This is a genomic window from Paenibacillus donghaensis (assembly GCF_002192415.1).
Lineage (GTDB): Bacteria > Bacillota > Bacilli > Paenibacillales > Paenibacillaceae > Paenibacillus_AQ > Paenibacillus_AQ donghaensis.
In genome coordinates this window covers 4,545,176-4,564,707 of record NZ_CP021780.1, presented here as the reverse complement: position 1 = coordinate 4,564,707, position 19,532 = coordinate 4,545,176, and the positions used below count along the sequence as shown (strand labels likewise).

18 protein-coding genes are annotated in these 19,532 nt (G+C 53.7%); 14 read left to right on the top strand and 4 right to left on the bottom strand.

Annotated features, from left to right (window positions below; all coding sequences use genetic code 11):
- Positions 1-678: 678 nt before the first annotated feature.
- Together B9T62_RS20985 and B9T62_RS20980 are read right to left on the bottom strand one after the other, a co-directional pair.
- On the bottom strand, positions 679-1,896 hold the full coding sequence (locus B9T62_RS20985; RefSeq protein WP_087913723.1) for an IS4 family transposase: 1,218 nt from the start codon (positions 1,894-1,896) through the stop codon (positions 679-681).
- A 687-nt stretch (positions 1,897-2,583) separates the two neighbouring features.
- The gene (locus B9T62_RS20980) at positions 2,584-2,895 is read right to left on the bottom strand and encodes a DUF2627 domain-containing protein (RefSeq protein ID WP_087917078.1); all 312 of its coding nucleotides are present in this window, start codon (positions 2,893-2,895) and stop codon (positions 2,584-2,586) included.
- A gap of 173 nt (positions 2,896-3,068) precedes the next feature.
- Between B9T62_RS20980 and lpdA the strand changes: the two genes are divergently transcribed.
- The 5 genes from lpdA to lipB all read left to right on the top strand — a co-directional run bounded on the left by lpdA (position 3,069) and on the right by lipB (position 10,104).
- Entirely contained in the window at positions 3,069-4,490 is a 1,422-nt protein-coding gene (lpdA, locus tag B9T62_RS20975) for a dihydrolipoyl dehydrogenase (RefSeq protein ID WP_087917077.1), read from the top strand.
- Positions 4,491-4,679: 189 nt separating this feature from the next.
- On the top strand, positions 4,680-5,711 hold the full coding sequence (locus tag B9T62_RS20970) for a thiamine pyrophosphate-dependent dehydrogenase E1 component subunit alpha (RefSeq protein ID WP_087917076.1): 1,032 nt from the start codon (positions 4,680-4,682) through the stop codon (positions 5,709-5,711).
- A gap of 3 nt (positions 5,712-5,714) precedes the next feature.
- Positions 5,715-6,701 (top strand): alpha-ketoacid dehydrogenase subunit beta, encoded by a 987-nt coding sequence (locus B9T62_RS20965; RefSeq protein ID WP_087917075.1) that lies wholly within the window; start codon positions 5,715-5,717, stop codon positions 6,699-6,701.
- A gap of 1,052 nt (positions 6,702-7,753) precedes the next feature.
- Positions 7,754-9,325, top strand: a complete 1,572-nt coding sequence (locus tag B9T62_RS20960; protein WP_087920352.1) for a dihydrolipoamide acetyltransferase family protein — start codon at positions 7,754-7,756, stop codon at positions 9,323-9,325.
- Between the two features lie 62 nt (positions 9,326-9,387).
- Complete coding sequence (gene lipB, locus B9T62_RS20955; RefSeq protein WP_087920351.1) at positions 9,388-10,104, top strand: lipoyl(octanoyl) transferase LipB; 717 nt, start codon at positions 9,388-9,390, stop codon at positions 10,102-10,104.
- 67 nt (positions 10,105-10,171) lie between these two features.
- Here the strand turns inward: lipB and prli42 are convergent, their stop codons facing one another.
- A complete protein-coding gene (gene prli42, locus B9T62_RS20950) occupies positions 10,172-10,273 on the bottom strand; it encodes a stressosome-associated protein Prli42 (RefSeq protein WP_087917074.1) in 102 nt (33 codons plus the stop codon).
- Between the two features lie 96 nt (positions 10,274-10,369).
- Here prli42 and B9T62_RS20945 point away from each other — a divergent pair, with 96 nt between their 5' ends.
- Positions 10,370-11,497, top strand: a complete 1,128-nt coding sequence (locus B9T62_RS20945; protein WP_087917073.1) for a tripeptidase T — start codon at positions 10,370-10,372, stop codon at positions 11,495-11,497.
- 101 nt (positions 11,498-11,598) lie between these two features.
- On the opposite strand, the gene B9T62_RS20940 is transcribed toward B9T62_RS20945, so the two are convergent.
- Positions 11,599-11,781, bottom strand: coding sequence for a hypothetical protein (locus B9T62_RS20940; protein WP_087917072.1), 183 nt, complete (start codon positions 11,779-11,781; stop codon positions 11,599-11,601).
- Between the two features lie 76 nt (positions 11,782-11,857).
- Between B9T62_RS20940 and B9T62_RS20935 the strand changes: the two genes are divergently transcribed.
- The 8 genes from B9T62_RS20935 to B9T62_RS20900 all read left to right on the top strand — a co-directional run bounded on the left by B9T62_RS20935 (position 11,858) and on the right by B9T62_RS20900 (position 19,495).
- Positions 11,858-12,430 (top strand): NUDIX domain-containing protein, encoded by a 573-nt coding sequence (locus B9T62_RS20935; protein ID WP_087917071.1) that lies wholly within the window; start codon positions 11,858-11,860, stop codon positions 12,428-12,430.
- Positions 12,421-13,620 (top strand): endonuclease Q family protein, encoded by a 1,200-nt coding sequence (locus tag B9T62_RS20930; protein WP_087917070.1) that lies wholly within the window; start codon positions 12,421-12,423, stop codon positions 13,618-13,620. The genes B9T62_RS20935 and B9T62_RS20930 overlap by 10 nt, the downstream gene beginning before the upstream one ends.
- An 81-nt stretch (positions 13,621-13,701) precedes the next feature.
- Positions 13,702-14,340 carry a stage II sporulation protein M gene (gene spoIIM, locus B9T62_RS20925; protein WP_087917069.1) on the top strand — a complete coding sequence of 213 codons (639 nt, stop codon included), beginning with the start codon at positions 13,702-13,704 and terminating at the stop codon, positions 14,338-14,340.
- Between the two features lie 320 nt (positions 14,341-14,660).
- A complete protein-coding gene (gene fur, locus B9T62_RS20920; protein ID WP_087917068.1) occupies positions 14,661-15,128 on the top strand; it encodes a ferric iron uptake transcriptional regulator in 468 nt (155 codons plus the stop codon).
- Positions 15,129-15,917: 789 nt separating this feature from the next.
- The gene (locus B9T62_RS20915) at positions 15,918-16,151 is read left to right on the top strand and encodes a DUF4227 family protein (RefSeq protein WP_087917067.1); all 234 of its coding nucleotides are present in this window, start codon (positions 15,918-15,920) and stop codon (positions 16,149-16,151) included.
- Positions 16,152-16,314: 163 nt separating this feature from the next.
- Positions 16,315-17,208, top strand: coding sequence for a site-specific tyrosine recombinase XerD (xerD, locus tag B9T62_RS20910; protein ID WP_087917066.1), 894 nt, complete (start codon positions 16,315-16,317; stop codon positions 17,206-17,208).
- Positions 17,209-17,436: 228 nt separating this feature from the next.
- Positions 17,437-18,615, top strand: a complete 1,179-nt coding sequence (gene deoB / locus B9T62_RS20905; RefSeq protein ID WP_087917065.1) for a phosphopentomutase — start codon at positions 17,437-17,439, stop codon at positions 18,613-18,615.
- A gap of 55 nt (positions 18,616-18,670) precedes the next feature.
- Entirely contained in the window at positions 18,671-19,495 is an 825-nt protein-coding gene (locus B9T62_RS20900; protein WP_087917064.1) for a purine-nucleoside phosphorylase, read from the top strand.
- Positions 19,496-19,532: the final 37 nt, after the last annotated feature.

Genomic DNA, 19,532 nt, shown 5'->3' with positions numbered 1-19,532 from the left:
CTCCGCCGCTGCTGCCACTCAGCCTTGCGATGTAAGTGACATTTAGACTAGCTGAAGGTTCACTCGGATAAAGTGGCTGCTTGGCAGGTAACAGAATGTTTGTCCAATGAGTACCACGAACGTACAACTAATTAGCGGGATCGCAAAACAGGGGGAATGAACTGCGATTCTGCAGCTAATTTAGCGTGATCAACCACCAGTACCACCATCACTGCCAGCACCCACCAGCAGCCGAATAAAGCGATTCTGGTTACTATCTAGTTAGGCTTCGGTATCTACTCTCACTGCTATTTATGCCATATCAAATGTGAACAACGAACACTCAGCGGCATGGTTGACTCCTAAGTTCGATTGATTGATTTAGTTGCGTAAATGCATCTAATTAGCCGCTTTTTTGTGTTTTAGAGGAAATAGATGCAAAAAGGCATCTAATTTGGGATTTTGAGCATAAGAGGGGCAGTAATTTTGCAAAGAACATCACACGAGGAGGCGTGGTAGGCTTATTTACTGTAAGTTACGTTTTGGGAGGGGCGTATTTTGTACACTTTCCCTGGCCCCAGGCGAACGCGTCTGGGGTCTACTCAAAAAAAGCAAAAAAAAGCCACCTCCACTTAAGCCTACACACACCTCATTTTTTTGGATTGGTCTAGCTTCAGTTGTTCATCACTTGTAACTTACCTAAAATTGGATAGGCTTAGGCTTCAACACTTTCGGCCGAGTCGCTGGTCTGCCTCCCTTGTTCCTTCGCCCTTTGCTCGTTCGCTCTTTCGGTCGGTTTAGATGCTTCAGGAAATCCGCCAACGTTCCTTTTATATACAAGCGGAACACGGCTAGCACCCGGCCGATTCGCTGCTTCGGTGCATAACACAGACGGAGCTCTTCGCAGAGCACATACGCAATCAGGTAGAGGTAGATCAGGTTCCATACGGCTTCCGGGTTCCGGCTGCTATAGATTTTTTTCAGGTGTAAGTTGGATTTCATACATTTAAAAAAGAGTTCTACTTTCCAGCGGTAGCGGTACAGCTGTGCGACTTCGAGAGCCGTGATATCCCAGCGATTGGTGAGAACACGAACCAGGTGAGCCTTCTTTTTCTTGTCCGTATACTTGTACTCCACGAGCCGAAATACACCGGTTTTCCCCGTCTTCGGACACGTCAGCTCCACATCCGCATCCAGCACCAGTCCCGCTGCCTTCACCTTCCGCGTTTTAAGCACCTTCACTTTGCTATTTTGCTTGAGGCGAGCGACGAACAGAATACCTGCCTGGAGCCATTGTAGATATTGAGTGTAGTGAATATACCCCCGGTCGAACAAATACGTAATCCCTGTTTGCCAAACCAATGCCGCTAGCACATCAGTGTCCATATCGGCCACCGTCGCGGTAGAAAGCACCGGAGCCATGGGAATCGCCGAGTGCTCGCCCGTCAGGTGCAAGCAGGTATGCATCTTGACGGCGTTTTTTCCAGTTTGCTGGTAGGCCCATTGGCCGCGAACCCGCCCCAGCGTCAGGCTGGTGGAATCGACTGCTGCGAGGGGGCCCAACTTTTTCAGTTTTTTAGGCAGGGACGGTCCTTCCTGTTCCAACAGATGCTCCAGGCGAGAGAGGTATAGCTCACGGAGCACCTCCGGGGGCAGTTCGCCGAGCTTGCGGTTCAAGGACGACTGGTGAATGGATTGAATTCCGGTGCATTCTTGCATCCACGTAGAACTCTCTACATGATCTGCAATCTCTTGAGTCCCTTTTCGTCCTCTAAATATGGCCTCTAAAAAGAGAAACACCGTGTTGCCCCAGTGAAGTTTTTTGGCATAACGGTCGCCGAGCAGCAAGGAAGCATTGCGATCTAACCATTGGGTGACTTGACATAACAACACCTTTTCAGCTACTTTATTAACCAAGAGATCTCCTTTCGTGGGTGTGTGTATACTTCTACGATAATGGAGTCTCTTTTTTTTGTAAATATTCCCTGACTGCTTTGATGTCAGGTTCTTTGCAAAATTACTGTAAGAGGGGGTGATTTACTCGAAATTAGTTGCAGAAACGCACTTATTCGCCCTCTGATGGAGGATTTGACTGGAATTAGATGCATATTCGCAACTAATTGCTCTGAACTTTCCAGGGCAACAGGCTAAATTCTTGATGGGACCTAAGTGGTAACCCATTTGCATCTATGTGCTCCGATCATTCAAGTGGGTCATATTAAATCCTTGCTGTAACCTAGGTGGTAAGCAATTTTTGCATTTAATTGCCCAAACGTTCGAGTGGGACATATTAAATCCTTGCAGGAACCGAAGTGGTAACCACTTTTGTATCTAAATGCTCCGATCATTCAAGTGGGACATATTTAATCCAAGCTGGAACCTAAGTAGTATCTTACTTTTTCCTTTATTTACTCCGAACGTTCCAGCAGCAACAATCCCCGCTGAGATCTATCAGTAACCAGTATTACAGTTAAATTAAATGAACTCTTAAGTATGCTGTGCCGAAATCAGCGGATTGGATGGGTACGAGGAGTTGGATAGGTACGGTTGGGATAGGTAGGGTTGGAATAAAATATAGCAGAAAAAGTAGTGTGGATGATAGGTTTAAGGGGCTTTGGGGACGTCTGGAGCGGAGGCAGCCTGAGCCTGTTGTTTCTCGCGAAACCGCGGACCGGCGTAGCCTTTTTTGCGGTCACGGGTCAGTATCCAGCCGCCGAGGAAGCTCATGCCCGCCAGAAACAGCAGCAGTCCGCCGCCGAAATGGAGCCAGGCGAACACGGGAGTTGTCGTCTCATCGCCATGCATGGAGTAGTAATCGAAGATATCGTCTTTCATCATCAGAAACCCGTTCATGGCCATCAGGCCGGGAACGACCAGAATCAGGATGGCAATGAAGCGTGAAATCAGCAATTTCATCAGAACCCCCACCCCTCCAGAGCCGCTTGGGGCTCTTTGAATTCCTTTTTATGATAACGCTTCATCGTAAAAAAGTCCACGGACATATGACGTTTGTTGGTTTTGTAAAGCGTTCGAAACAGAGTACAATAGTATAGTTCATAGATTGCACGAATGACTGGAGGATACATATCATGACGATTTCATGTGACGTGGCAATACTTGGCGGAGGTACCGGAGGGTACGTGGCCGCGATTCGCGCCGCTCAGCTGGGGAAATCCGTTGTTGTGATTGAGATGGATAAATTAGGCGGCACCTGCTTGCACCGGGGCTGCATTCCGAGCAAATCGCTGCTGCGCAGCGCCGAGGTCTTTGCAGATATCAAGGACAGCGAGAGCTATGGCATCGAGACGGAAGGCGTGAAGCTGGTCTTCCCGAAGGTGCAGCGGCGCAAGGAGAGCGTAGTGGAGCAGCTGCACCAGGGAGTTCAATACCTGATGCGCAAGAATAAAATTCAAGTGCTGAAGGGGAAGGGGCGCGTGATAGGCCCCTCGATTTTCTCACCGCGCAGCGGGGCGGTGGCGGTAGAGCTTGCGGATGGAGAGATGGAGACGGTAGTCTCCGCGAACCTCATCCTCGCCACCGGCTCACGCCCGCGCGTGCTGCCCGGCCTGGAGCCGGACGGGCAGGTAATTCTCAGCAGCGAGGAAGCGCTGCTGCTGGAAGAGCTGCCCGCCTCGATCCTGATCGTCGGCGGCGGCGTGATTGGGGTGGAATGGGCCTCGATGCTGGCCGACTTCGGCGTCGAGGTGACCGTGGTGGAAGCGGCGGACCAGCTGCTGCCGCTGGAGGATGAAGAGATCGCGCGTGAGCTGCAGCGGCTGCTCAAGAAACGCGGGATCAAGGTCCTGACCGGGATGACCGTGGATGCGGCCTCCAGCCGGATCACAGCAGAGGGCATAACGCTGCAGGCCAGCAAGGGGGACCAGGCCCATAGCCTGTCCGCCGAGAAGCTGCTGGTATCGGTAGGCCGTGTAGCCAATGTGGAGAACATTGGCCTGGAGAATACCGATATCCGCACCGACAAAGGCGTGATCGCGGTGAACGCCAATATGCAGACCGGGGAGCCGCATATCTATGCGATCGGCGACTGTATCGGCGGCCTGCAGCTGGCCCATGCGGCCAGCCATGAGGGTATCCGGGCCGTCAACCATCTGGCCGGAGAGAAACTTCACGCCTATGAGACGCACAAGGTGCCGCGCTGTGTCTACACGCGTCCTGAAGTAGCCAGTGTCGGCCACACGGAGAAAGAGGCGAAGGCACTCGGCCGGGACGTCGTGACCGGCAAATTCCCGTTCTCGGCCATCGGCAAAGCCATTGTGCAGGGCCATAAGGACGGGTTCGTCAAGGTGGTCGCCGACCGCGCGAGCGGCGACATTCTGGGCGTGCAGATGCTCGGACCGCATGTGACCGAGCTGATCGGGGAAGCGGCACTGGCGCAGCTGCTGGATGCAACACCATGGGAGCTGGGCGAAGCCGTTCATGCCCATCCCACGCTTTCCGAAATCGTAGGCGAAGCGATGCTGGCGGTAGATGGACGGTCCATCGGCTTCTAAGTTTTCGCGCCGCCACTCCCGGCTGCAGGAATTACTAGAAAGGCGGCAAGCCTTTTATCCAGGCTTTTCTTTTTGGGCAGAATGGGATTATAATGGTCATAAGCCATGAATTAGTACCTGGTTATAAGATCAGGTACGTGGTGAGGGTGGAATTTAAGCCTTTATCCCAATTTTAGGAGGTACCTAACCATGAACAACCCAGGTACTGTAGGAACAGTTAACAGACATAAGCAACTTGGACTCAGTGACGGCCAGGTCATCGATATGTACAGATATATGCTGCTCGCCCGCAAATACGACGAGCGCAGTCTGTTGCTCCAGCGTGCCGGCAAGATCAACTTCCACGTCTCCGGCATCGGCCAAGAGGCGGGACAGGTGGCGGCGGCATTTGCGCTGGACCGGGAGAGTGATTACTTTCTACCGTATTACCGCGATTATGCCTTCGTACTAACCGTAGGGATGACCACGCGCGAGCTGATGTTGTCCGTATTCGCCAAGGCGGAGGACCCGAACAGCGGCGGACGGCAAATGCCGGGCCACTTCGGAAGCAAACGGCTGCGGATTGTGACCGGCTCCAGTCCAGTAACTACCCAGGTACCGCATGCAGTCGGCTTTGCGCTTGCTGCGAAGATGAAGCGCCAGAAATTTGTCTCCTTCGTGACGTTTGGAGAAGGCTCCAGCAACCAGGGGGATTTTCATGAAGCGTGCAATTTCGCCGGTGTCAACAAGCTGCCGGTAATCTTCATGTGCCAGAATAACCAATATGCGATTTCGATTCCGGCTCACAAGCAGTTGGGCGGCAAGGTCAGCGACCGTGCGCTCGGCTACGGATTCCCCGGCATCCGCGTAGATGGCAATGATCCGCTGGAGGTCTACCGTGTCGTCAAGGAAGCGCGTGAGCGTGCCATCGCCGGTGAAGGGCCAACCTTGATCGAAGCGATGATGTACCGGCTGTCGCCGCATTCCACCTCGGACAATGATCTGGCATACCGGACCCAGGAAGAGATTGATGAGAACTGGGCAAAAGACGGCGTAGCCTTTTTCCGCAACTACCTGATAGATCTGGGTTTGTGGAGCGAAGAGCAGGAGCAGGACATGATTGCCGAGTGCAATCTGGAGCTGAAGGCAGCGATTGAATATGCTGACAATGCCCCTTTTCCGAAGCCGGAAGACACACTGCTGCATGTATACGACGAGTCCGCGTCTGAAGGGGAGGCTTAAACGATGGCTATGCTTGAATATATCGAGGCAATCCGGCTGGCGATGAAGGAAGAAATGGAGCGGGATGATTCCGTATTTGTGCTGGGTGAGGATGTGGGCGTCAAAGGCGGCGTATTCACCACCACCAAAGGGCTGCAGGAGCAGTTCGGCGAGGAGCGCGTGCTGGATACGCCTCTGGCGGAGTCGGCGATTGCCGGGGTGGCGATCGGCGCGGCGATGTATGGCATGAAGCCGATTGCCGAAATGCAGTATTCCGATTTCATGCTGCCGGCCACGAACCAGATTATCAGCGAGGCGGCCAAAATCCGCTACCGCTCCAACAACGACTGGAATTGTCCGTTGGTGATCCGCGCGCCGATTGGCGGCGGTATTTTTGGCGGGCTGTATCACTCCCAGTGCCCGGAATCGATCTTCTTCGGCACGCCGGGGCTGAAGATTGTTGCGCCGTATTCGGCTTATGATGCCAAAGGGCTGCTGAAGGCGGCGGTACGCGACCCTGATCCGGTCCTGTTCTTCGAGAACAAGAAATGCTACAAGCTGATCAAGGGAGAGGTGCCGGAAGGCGACTATACGGTGCCGATCGGCGAAGCCAACCTGCTGCGGCAAGGCGACGATATCACGGTTATCGGGTATAGCATGCCGCTGCATTTTGCAATGCAGGCCGCGGAGGAGCTGGAGCGTGAGGAAGGCATCACCGCGCATATTCTCGATCTGCGTACGCTGCAGCCGCTGGACCGCGAGGCCATTATTGCGGCCGCCCGCCAGACGGGCAAGGTGCTGATCGTCCATGAGGACAACAAGACCGGCGGCATCGGCGGCGAGGTGGCTGCGATTATCGCCGAGCATTGTCTGTTCGAGCTGGATGCGCCGATCTTCCGCCTCTGCGGCCCCGACGTGCCGGCGATGCCGATCAGCCCGCCGATGGAGAAGTTTTTCTTGCTCAACAAGGACAAGGTGAAGGCCGAAATGCTGCGCCTGGCGCAATATTAAGCACGGCAGAAGCCGGGCTGATGTAGGGATTCTGCTGTTGACGTTGACGGAATTCAGCTTAAGAAGTAATTCAACTTAAGACGGAATCCAACCCAAAGACGGAATTTTAACTGACCATAGTTATCCAGTTGCTGCCCGGAATTAGAGTTGGAACGTTGGCTTGTAGAAGCTTGCAGAAGCCGGGTATTGGGAGCTATGTACGATGCGCTGTGCTAAGAGCTATGCCTTAAAGGCTATGGCTAAGCGCTAGGAGCTAGGTTCTAGGAGCCAGGAGCCAGGAGCCAGGAGCCAGGAGCCAGGAGCCAGGAGCCAGGAGCCAGGAGCGAAAGCCTGCAATAGTACAGGAATTTTAGACAATTTGAGTATAATTGGAGTAAATACCTGCGAAAGTGCAGGTATTTCCGGTTTAAGCAGGCTGGAAGGCGATATTTACTCTAAAAAGATGTATTTTTGCAGGAATTGGAGCTTAACTCCTACGGTGGCTCGAAAAAGATGTACAAATGCAGGCATTTACTATATTGCGCGCATGTGTATGTGAATACGGAAAAAGCAAATTCTATCGAAGCAAATCAAATTCTGTGAAGTGTGTAATGTGAAGTGTGTAAGAAGAAACGGCTTCGCGGTTCTCTGTAAGAGGCGGTATCCGTTTTTTTAAGAAATAGAGTTACTGCTTAGGCCTTGGTATGATGAGAACATAGAAGATTTGACTTCGTAGTGGTTTCCTAAGTCCAAGCAATTGATTTAGTTGCAAAATTGCATCTAATTAGCCGTCTTTTTCCGTTTTGGAGCAAATAGTTGCAAAAATGCACTTAATTCCGGCGTTTGAACGTAGAGAACTTGATTTACTCGAAATTAGTTGTAATATCGCACTTAATTGCCTCCTGATAGAGGTTTCAGCTGGAATTAGTTGCACTTTCGCATTTATTTACGCCATCACGTTCCGGATTAACATCTAAACCTCGTTGGAACCTAAGTAGTAACGAAATAGAAGGCTAATTTATGGTGTGGAACCTATAAACTCTTATATTTGTAGTAAAACTTTGAGGAGTGAAATCATGAACAACTCTAAGCTGATCGACGTGATCATGCCCCAGCTGGCGGAATCGCTGGTGTCGGCCACTATCGGAAAATGGCTGAAGCAGCCGGGCGATCCTGTTGAGCAATACGAGCCGCTGTGTGAGCTGATCACAGATAAAGTAAACGCGGAGCTGCCATCTACCCTGGACGGGGTGATGGGTGAGCTGCTCGCGGAGGAAGGCCAGACCATCAATGTGGGCGAGGTCATCTGCCGCATTGCCGTGGCCGTGGCTGCGCCAGCGGCCATCCAGGGTACCGCTCCTGCACCGGCGCAGGAGCCTGCCGCACCCGCCGCGCCGCCGGCAAGCCCGACGGCGCGAACCGCAGCCGGCCAAGCTCCGGCTGCGGCTACACCCGGCAGCAGCCGTGCCGCGGCTGCCTCCACAGCTGGCGCGCCGTCTGTCTCCGGCGCAGCTGCTTCCGCCGCTTCCCACGGGGACACGCCTATGCGTGCCCGTTATTCACCGGCGGTGCTGACGCTTGCAGCTGAGCACAACCTTGAGCTGAGCGCCGTGCCGGGCACCGGCCTCGGCGGGCGGATCACACGCAAGGATGTGCTAACCTACCTGGAGAGCGGTGCCGCCGCGACTCCGGCAGCCTCTGCATCGGTCTCTGCCGTCAATCCATCGGCAGGCCCAGCTTCGCCAGCGTCTGCTGTCAATCAATCATCAGTCTCTGCTAGCAATCAATCCCCAGCCTCTGCCGTCAATCCACCGGCCGGAGCCCAGATGCAGCAGCCCACTGTGGAGGAGCAGCAGCAGATATCGGAGCCGCTGCGCCAGTCCGGTCTGCATTTAAGCGAATCGCCGAAGATTCCGACGATTGAAGTGGAAGGCGGGCGCGGCAGCAGCTCGGAATTCCTGATCGATGTAACGCCGGTCCGCAATACGATTGCTACCCGGATGCGGCAGAGCGTCTCGGAAATCCCGCATGCCTGGACGATGATTGAGGTGGACGTGACCAATCTGGTCGCGCTGCGCAACAAGCTGAAGGATGAGTTCAAGCGCAAGGAAGGGATCAACCTCACCTACCTGGCTTTCTTGATGAAAGCCGTAGTCAGTGCGCTCAAGGACTACCCAATTATGAACTCCGTCTGGGCCGTCGACAAAATCATCATCAAACGCGATATCAACATCTCGCTTGCGGTAGGCACCGAGGATTCGGTGATGATGCCGGTGATCAAAAAAGCCGACCAGAAGAACATCGCAGGGCTGGCCCGCGAGATCGACGAGCTGGCGCAGAGAACACGGGAAGGCAAGCTGAAGCTGGATGATGTGCAGGGAGGAACGTTTACGGTCAATAATACCGGTTCGTTCGGCTCCATACTGTCCTATCCGATCATCAACTACCCGCAGGCGGCGATTGTAACCTTCGAGTCGATTGTCAAGAAGCCGGTAGTGATCAACGATATGATTGCCGTTCGCTCGATGGCTAATATCTGCCTGTCTCTGGATCACCGGATTCTGGACGGTGTCATCTGCGGCCGGTTCCTCCAGCGTGTCAAGGACAATGTGGAGGGGTACAACGCCGATACGAAGCTGTATTGATCGGTGGCTGCGGAAAGGGTAAACTTGGAATCAGAAGTATGGAAGAGGAGGGAGCTGCAGATATGAACAGCAAGGTTATCCGCAGATTAGAGATATTCTATGAGTCTATGATGGAATACGGCCAGGCCTGGGAGCTGCAAAAAACAGCCGTAGCACAAATTGATGCCGGTACCCGGCCGGAGCGGCTTCTGTTAATGCAGCATCCCCCTACCTATACGATAGGTTCACAGAATCATCCCGAGCATCTTCTGCTGGATAGTGCGCAGCTGAAGGAGCGGGGCATTACGCTGTTTGAAATCGACAGGGGAGGAGACATTACATATCATGGACCGGGGCAGCTGGTGGGTTATCCGCTGTTGAAGCTCGGTGAAGAGGGCAGGGTCGACCTGCATGGTTATCTGCGCAGCCTGGAGGCTGTGGTGATTGAATATTTGGCCTCCTGCGGGATCGAAGCCGACCGCAAGCCGGAGTATACAGGGGTTTGGGTAGGCGATCGCAAAATCTGCGCCATAGGCGTGAAATTCAACAAAGCCAAATCCAGCCGGGGATTCATCACCAGCCACGGGTTTGCTCTGAATGTGAAGGCAGGGATAGCCGAACACGGATTTGCAGGCATCATCCCCTGCGGAATCAGCGACTACGGCGTAACCTCGCTGGAGGAATGCAGCGGCCGCAGGGTTGAAGTAAGGGAAGTTGCCGAAGCGCTGCTGCCCTTTTTTCTGCAGGAATTTGGCTGTGAAGCCGGTCAAGCCCCCTTGCTCTCCATCAGAGAGGAATGACCGGTGCACATACCAAAATAACGGCAGGGTATCCCTGCCGCTAATGGTTAACGCTGCTGGCGGAAGATTAGCCCGCGAAGAAAGGCTCAATCACCATAAACAGCGTAGAGGCGACCATAGCAATCAACATAACGTAGATGACAACTTTAAACCATTTTTGACGTTGCATGAGTGACTCCTTTGAGATTAGTTTAAGTAATGAGCATAAGTGTTATTATGCCTAGTACAACCATTGTAACGTATCCGCGAAAGAGAGGGAAGTCCAGTGATAGCAGAACAACGATTGATTGAAGAATTCATGGAGCTTGTCCGTGTAGATAGCGAGACCGGAAACGAATCACAGATTGCAGAGGTGCTGAAGCAGAAATTCGGCGCTCTGGGACTGGCCGTAACCGAAGACGATTCCAAGGAAAGAACCGGACATGGTTCCGGGAACTTGTTCGTGACCTGGCCTGCGACTGAGGGTGTGAGCGCTCCTAAGCTGCTGTTCACCTGCCATATGGATACAGTTGTTCCCGGGCAGGGCATTAAGCCGGTGTTGAATGAGGATGGCTGGATTACAAGTGATGGAAGCACGATTCTTGGTGCGGATGACAAGGCGGGACTTGCCGCATTGTTCGAAGCCATTCGTGTCATCCAGGAGCAGGGCGTTCCGCACGGACAGATCCAGTTCGTGATTACAGCCGGTGAAGAATCCGGGCTGCTGGGTGCGCGGGCCATGGACCCGCAGCATCTGGATGCCGATTTCGGCTTCGCTCTTGACTCCAACGGCGAGGTTGGTGCCATTGCCGTTGCCGCACCTACACAGGCGAGAGTTACGATGCAGATCTTCGGCAAATCGGCGCATGCCGGTGTGAATCCCGAGGATGGCATCAGCGCCATTCAGGTGGCGAGCAAGGCGATCGCCGCGATGAAGCTGGGACGCATCGACAATGAGACAACAGCCAACATCGGCAGATTCGCCGGCGGCGGTCCAACGAATGTGGTATGCGATCATGTGCAGCTGGATGCGGAAGCACGCAGTATCGTGCAGGAGAAAGTGCAGGACCAGATCGCATCCATGCGGGAAGCGCTGGAGACGACGGTTCGTGAGTATGGGGCGGAATGCGAGTTCCGCAGCGAGATTATCTACCCGGCCTTCAGCTTCAATGAGCATGATGAAGTCGTGCAGCTGGCGCAGCGGGCGATTTCGGCGCTGGGGCTGACTCCGCGGCTGTTTGCATCCGGCGGCGGCAGCGATGCCAATGTGTTCAATGGTCTGAAGGTGCCAACTGTCAATCTGGCTGTGGGGTATGAGCATATCCACACGACCCAGGAGCGGATCCGGGCCGAGGATATTGTCAAAGTGGCTGAGCTTGTCGTCTCGATTGTGAATGAGAGCGTCAAAGGCTGATTGGCCTCAAGGCAACGAAAGGAGCTGTTCCCGGCTGCAACCCGGGAGCAGCTCCTTATCTTGTCTTGTTGATCTATGAATGCTTGGAAGGCTTGAAGGGCTTACCCGGCCTTGGACTGTGGAGATGAAGTTCTCCGTTTCTGATCCTGCAGCAGCAGAATGTAGCACAGGGGCATGTCGCGTCCATACTGCTCGATCCACCCGGCCAGGACGGCCTTGATTTGATGGGGTTTACCTGCCAAAAGTACAGCGGACGAGCTGGTGCGTTTGAAGATATCGTTCATGTGTGAATTCCTTCTTTCCCCTTAAGTTTGCTATAATACACCCTATGCAGCACCGAGACAAAGGAGACCTGAATCTATGAAAAAAGTTGAAATAAACAGCAACCCCGCATTGGATGAAGTCACACTGTCGACGCAACCGATTTTTGACGGCAAAATTATTACCCTCCAGGTGGACACGGTTAGAATGCCTGACGGCAACACGGCTACCCGCGAGGTAGTCAAACATCCGGGAGCCGTGGCGGTACTGGCGCTGAATGCCGGCAAAATGCTGGTTGTGGAGCAATACCGCCAGCCGATGCACCGCACAGAGGTCGAGATTCCGGCCGGCAAGCTGGATCCGGGAGAAGATCCGCTGGCTGCCGCCGGGCGTGAGCTTCAGGAGGAGACAGGCTTCCACAGCGGTGAGCTGAAGCTGCTGAAGTCGTTCTATACCTCTCCGGGCTTCGCCGATGAAATTATTCATCTGTATGTGACCGAGAATGCGGAACCCGGAGATATGTCGCTTGACGAGGATGAATTTCTGGAGGTTTCCGAGCTGAACCTGGAGGAAGCGTATCAATATATCGAGGACGGGCGGATCGCCGATGCGAAGACGATTATGGCCGTATATGCCTGGCACCTCTATACGCTGACCGGACAATGGCAGTAGAACCTGATCTGCAGAGTTATTACTGTGATCTGCATGTCCATATCGGCCAGACGTCTGAGGGACAAGCGGTCAAAATCAGCGGCAGCCGCGCCCTGACCTTCGCCGGAATCGCCAAAGAGGCTGCTGAGCGCAAAGGAATCGGGCTGGTCGGCATTATCGACAGCCATGCGCCCGGCGTGCTGCGTGACATCCGCAGCCTGCTGGATTCCGGCGAGATGGCCGAGGCAGAGGGTGGAGGCATCGCCTACGGCCAGACGACGATCCTGCTCGGCACGGAGATCGAGATCCGCGAGCCGGGACGCAAGGAATGCCATGTGCTGGCCTTCCTGCCGGATCTTGCGGCAATGACCGACTTCAGCGGCTGGATGAGCCGCCATATGAAGAACGTCAATCTCAGCTCGCAGCGGCTGTATGTTCCGGCCAAGGAGCTGCAGAGCGAGATCTGCGGCCGGGGAGGGCTGCTGATTCCGGCGCATATTTTTACGCCACATAAAGGTCTGTATGGCTGTGCTGCGGAACGGATGGCGGAGATTTTCGATCTGGATCAGATTGCTGCCGTGGAGCTGGGACTCAGTGCAGATTCGGAAATGGCCGGCTATTTGTCGGAGCTGGACCCCTACACATTCCTCACCAATTCGGATGCCCATTCGCTGGGCAAGCTGGGCCGGGAATACAATGTGCTGGAGCTGGCGCAGCCTTCCTTCACAGAGCTGAAGCTGGCGCTGGCGCGTCAGGAAGGGCGGCGGGTCAGCGCCAACTTCGGCCTCAACCCCCGGCTGGGCAAATACCACCGCACCTATTGCAGCAGCTGCGGCAGCATTATCGACGAGGCCTTCGCTACTTCGGAACGCTGCCCTTACTGCGGCGGTGTGAAGCTGGTGAAGGGCGTATTCGACCGGGTGCTGGACATCGCGGATCGTGAGCGGCCGCAGGTGCCGGAGCATCGCCCGCCTTATCATTATCAGGTGCCGCTGGACTTCATACCGGGCCTGGGCCCGGCGAAGATGAGGCTGCTGCTGGAGGCTTTTGGCACAGAGATGAATATTCTGCATGAAGCTGGCGAAGCAGAGCTGTCATTGGTAGCGGGTGTAGAGCTGGCGGCTGCGATTGTGCTAGCCCGTTCCGGGCAGCTTGATCTTACGGCTGGAGGCGGAGGCACGTACGGCAAGGTGGTAAGGGACCCCAAGTAACATCCCGACTTAAGGACAAGTCATAACACGGAAGTCTTTCTCATATGGTGTAACATGTAACCGGAAAGGAGAAGCTCCCTTATGCGAACCTTAAGGCTGATGGTGAAGGAACAGACGCCTCTGTATATTTTTGTGGCTGTATTATTTCTGGTGGGCGTAGTATTCGGGGCATTGATTGTCGGTGCGCTGACGATGGACCAGCAGCAGGAGCTGAGCGATTACCTGGGGAATTTCTTTGTCACCGTTGACCAGCAGGGCTTGGCGTCTGCATCGGATTCATACTGGAGTATTGCTGCGCTGAACCTGAAATGGATCGGGCTAATCTGGATTCTGGGGCTGTCGGTAATCGGGCTGCCGGGCATCCTGATCCTTGATTTTCTCAAAGGCGTGATGATCGGCTTCACCGTTGGCTGCCTGGTCAGCCAGTATTCGTGGCATGGCATGCTGTTTGCGCTGGTCTCTGTCGCTCCGCACAATCTGGTGCTGATTCCGGTGCTGCTCGTGTGCAGCGCGGCCGCGATCGCCTTCTCGCTGCTGATGATCCGCACCCGGGTGCTAGGCCAGCCGAAGCGGACGCCGATCACCCGCCCTTTTACCCGCTACACCTTGCTCTCCTTCGCCATGGCACTGCTGATCCTGGGGATCTCCTGCTTCGAGGCCTGGGTCACGCCTTCTATGATGAGATGGGTGACGCCCATGCTGGTATCGGTGGGATTGTAATCAAACAATAGGTAATCGGGTCGGTAATCGAACCGAAGTTAAATCCATACGCCGAATGGGCGGTAAGTGCGGGGTGTGGCGAAACGGATGTCTTCCTTAGATAAGGAGGGTATCCGTTTTTTGTTGGTTTGTGACCATGTTGTTCAGTCTTGCTTGATTGATACAGCCGGGTTGGACGGCAAATAAGCTGACATGAGCAGATAGCTTGAATCTGATCTAAATCTATCATAAAACCGTTTGACTTCTCAAACCGCGACCCCCTATAATGGAAGAAGTGGTTTGAAGCCCGGTGCGGTAATTTTCCAAGGGGGAGGCAGACAATGGAAGCTCGGATAGACAAAATCAAGCAACAGCTACAATCCCATGGATACAAGCTTACCCCCCAACGGGAAGCAACCCTAAGAGTGCTGCTGGAGAACGAAGAGGATCACCTCAGCGCTGAGGATGTATTTATGCTAGTGAAAGAGAAGGCACCCGAGATCGGTCTAGCCACCGTATATCGTACCTTGGAACTGCTCAGCGAGCTTCATGTCGTGGAGAAGATTAACTTCGGTGACGGTGTAGCCCGCTACGATCTACGTACGGATACCGCCAAACATCATCATCATCATTTAATCTGTGTGCAGTGCGGTACGATGGATGAGATCCGCGAGGATTGGCTGGGTCCGCTGGAGGAACGCCTGGAGAAGGAATACAATTTTACGGTCCTGGACCATCGGCTTGATTTTCATGGCATCTGCCATCGCTGTAAGGACAAGAACAATTCGGACGGGAATACTCCCGAGTAAGCTAATGATCTAATGAGAATTTACCGCACAAGCTCTCTCCGGTTCGCCGGAGGGGGCTTTTTAATGGTTACTGCGAGAATACGTATGCGAAAGACGTCAATAGACCACACTCGCAGCGACTAACTGCATTCTATACATTTAAAATGAAGCGATTCGTCTGAAAAGTAACTTTAGTTGTATTTCGTACAGTTAAATCGGGGCGAAACCTCGTATTTGGGGCTATGGAGGAAATATAGCTGCAGGAAATACAGTTAAAGTGACTTTTGCCGTCAAAAGTGGCTTTTTAGTTGTACAAAATACAGTTAGTTTAAGAGCGAGGGTAGGAGTGAGCGCACCAGCGGATCTGTCTGGTTGCTTGGATTATTGTGCTAAGCACAGTATAATAGATTTTCTGTAGCCGTGCGTGTCCGTGGCGGCACATTCATAAATCCGGCTCCCGGCGCATAAGGTGGAGGACGAGCAGAATTACGAAGCAAGTTTTACCGAAGCGATTCCATGAAGCTGATGCTTGTAAAACTAATTGAATGCTTCCGAAGTAAGTTTTACCGAAGCGGATTCCATGAAGCTGATGCTTGTAAAACTAAGCGAATGCTTACGAAGCGAGTTTTACCGAAGCGATTCCATGAAGCTGATGCTTGTAAAACTAAGCGAATGCTTACGAAGTAAGTTTTACCGAAGCGGATTCCATGAAGCTGATGCTTGTAAAACTAAGCGAATGCTTACGAAGCGAGTTTTACCGAAGCGGATTCCATGAAGCTGATGCTTGTAAAACTTTGAGGAGGCCACAATATGATCATCTCTATACCCAAAACTGTGCGGCGGATGTATTTGTTTATTTTGTTTATCGCGCTGAGCTGGCTGATCTATTCGGTGATGAGCTGGGTAGGGGAATGGATCAGTCCGGCAGATAATTACGGGATTCCGGAAGGTACGGCAGTTAAGGCTTTTCAGAATGTACATCAAGGCGGAGACGGGCTGAGCACCGGAGAACGTCTGCGTTTCTACTATTGGTACGGGGAATGAATACAGCATCCCAAGCAGGAAAAAACTCAAAGACTGTCGAATGAAGCGTAAGGTGGATGTATGCCTTGGCATGTCCCAACTTGGAGCAAAGCTGCCAAAGCTCAGGCTTGAAATGCTGCACAATATCACCGGGAGTAGCTGCGAAAGACAGGAGCGTGAATAGATGAAGTCATATTTGCAGCCGTTTATGCGGTATTTGTCCGGAGATAAGGGCTTGTCGCCGAATACGCTGGAATCGTACGGCAGGGATGTCTCGCAATTCCTGGGATTTGCCGAGGAGCGTGGCGCAGTTCTTCCGGGCGATATCAGAAAATCACATATTATGCTCTATCTCAGCTCCCTGCGCGGAGCGGGAAAGGCCGCCGCAACGGTGAACCGGAATGTGGTGTCACTGCGTGCATTCGTGCATTATTTAATGAAGGAGCAGCTGATTGTCCAGGACCCGACGCTCGGTATGGAAGCGATGAAGCCGGACAAGAAGCCGCCGATGGTGCTGACGATCAGCGAAATCGAACGGCTGCTGGCTGCCCCGAATGAAGAGACTGCACAGGGAATGCGGGATAAGGCGATGCTGGAGCTGCTGTATGCCACAGGCATCAAGGTATCCGAGCTGATCTCGCTGAATGTGGGCGATGTGCATACAGAGATGAAATACGCGCGTTGTACCGGCGGTTCCGGCAAGGAGCGGATTGTACCTATCGGCACGATTGCAGCGGAGACGGTGTCTGTCTACACGGCGGCCATGCGGGACAAGCTGCTGCGCAAGAACCAGGAGGAGCCGGCGCTGTTTCTGAACAGTCTGGGTGGACGTCTAACCCGGCAGGGCTTCTGGAAAATCATCAAAAAATATGCCCGTGAAGCTCATATCGAGCAGGATATCACACCGCATACCTTAAGGCATTCGTTCGCGGCCCATTTGCTGGAGGGCGGAGCCGATCTGCGCTCGGTGCAGCAGATGCTGGGGCATGCCGATATATCGACTACCCAGATTTATAACGGAATCGCACGCCGCAACATGAAGGAAGTCTATGAGAATCATCACCCGCGTGCGCATTAACCGGCTGTAAAAGATGCATTTTGTGAGTAAGAAAGTTATGATGTAATCATACTGTAAGGAAAGCCTGCGGAAGATCATCCCAGGCCTTCCTTAAGGCAGAAACGGATACCGCAAAGCGATCTTGTGCATCGCTAGCTTCGAAGGTTCACCCTTCAGAAGACGGTACAGCCGTTTCTTGTTGTTGGAAATAACAGAGGAAGAACTAACCATTAAAGGAGCGGGATGTAAATGTCCTCATTTAAACGGATCGGATTCATAGTGCTTGACAGTGTCGGAATTGGCGAAGCGCCTGATGCTGCAGATTTCGGCGATGCCGGCTCCCATACACTGGGCCATATCCTGGAGCGAGTTCCCGGTCTGAAGCTGCCGAACCTGCAGAAGCTGGGCTTAGCCAATATTGCCCCGCTGCCGCCGCTTGAGCCGGTAGCTGCCCCAACCGCCTATTACGGCAAAATGCAGGAGGTATCGGTCGGCAAAGACACCATGACCGGCCACTGGGAGCTGATGGGGCTGAAGATTGAGGTGCCTTTTAACACCTACCCTGACGGTCTGCCTGCGGCACTGATCGAGAAGTTCGAAGAAGCTACCGGCCGCAAGGTGATCGGCAACAAGCCGGCTTCCGGCACCGAGATCCTGGTGGAATACGGCGAGGAGCAGATGAAGACAGGCAACTGGATTGTCTACACCTCCGCCGACAGCGTATTCCAGCTGGCCGCCCATGAGGGGATTATTCCTCTAGACGAGTTGTACCGCGCCTGCGAGATTGCCCGTGAGCTGACGATGGCTCCCGAGTTCTCTGTAGGGCGGGTTATTGCCCGTCCGTATGTAGGTGAGCCGGGGAATTTCGTGCGCACCTCGAACCGCCACGATTACGCGGTGAAGCCACCGGAGCCGACCGTGATGAATGCATTGGAGGATGTCGGCAAGGATGTGATTGCTGTCGGCAAGATCAACGATATTTTTACCGGTGAAGGGGTAACGGCAACCTATCCGACGAAGAGCAATGAGCATGGCATCGAAATTACGATTGAGCAGCTGCGTCAGCCGTTCAACGGCCTGCTGTTTACGAACCTGGTCGATTTCGATTCGCTGTATGGCCACCGCCGTGATCCGGAGGGCTATGGCCGGGCGCTGGAGGTGTTTGACCAGGCGCTGCCGGAGCTGCTGTCCACGCTGGGTGAAGACGATCTGCTGATCATTTCGGCCGATCATGGCAATGATCCGATCCACAGAGGAACGGACCATACCCGTGAATATGTGCCCCTGCTTGTATACGGACCTGGGCTGAAGAACCCAGGCAACCTGGGTATCCGCGCGACCTTCTCCGATGTGGCAGCAACGATTGCCGACAACTTCGGGGCGAAGGCTCCCCAATACGGTACAAGCTTTTTGGCAGAATTGAAATAGAGGCGGGCAGGGTGCTGCGCCGCATACGAGTGAACATCCAAGGAGGAATATAAGCATGCAAGCGATAACTCAGAAGGAAATTCAAGAAGCAGCAATTTATATCAAAGACCAGAGTCCGGTCGCACCCGAGATTGGCCTGATTCTGGGCTCCGGGCTGGGCGTGCTGTCAGAACTGATTACAGACGGAATTAGCATTCCTTATCACGATATCCCCCATTTCCCGGTATCGACCGTGGAAGGGCATGAAGGAGAGCTGCTGATCGGCATGATCGAAGGCCGCCGTGTTGTGATGATGAAGGGCCGCTTCCACATGTATGAAGGTTATGGTCCTGAAGTTACGGCGTTTCCTGTCCGGGTCATGAAGGAGTTGGGCGTGGCCAGTCTGCTGGTAACGAATGCGGCAGGCGGAGTGAACACTGAGTTCACCCCCGGCGACCTGATGCTGATCACCGACCACCTCAACCTGACCGGACGCAATCCGCTGACCGGACCCAATGATCCGCAGCTGGGTGTACGTTTCCCGGATATGTCGTCGGCATACAGTCGCCGCCTGATTGAAGCGGCCAAAGAAACGGCTGCTGCCCAGAACTTCACCTTCAAGGAAGGCGTATATGCCGGTCTGCTTGGTCCTTGTTATGAAACTCCGGCTGAAATCGTCATGCTGCGTCGCCAGGGTGCGGATGCGGTAGGGATGTCCACAGTGTCGGAAACCATAGTTGCCCGTCATGCCGGCATTGAAGTGCTGGGCATTTCCTGCATCACCAACATGGCTGCCGGAATCCTGGATCAGCCGCTGAACCATGCTGAAGTCATGGAAACTGCGGAACGCGTACGCGAGTCTTTCCTGAAGCTGGTGCTGGCGCTAATTCCTAAAATGTAATCTAAGCACAGCTGTGCTGAAAGCGACATTACAATCT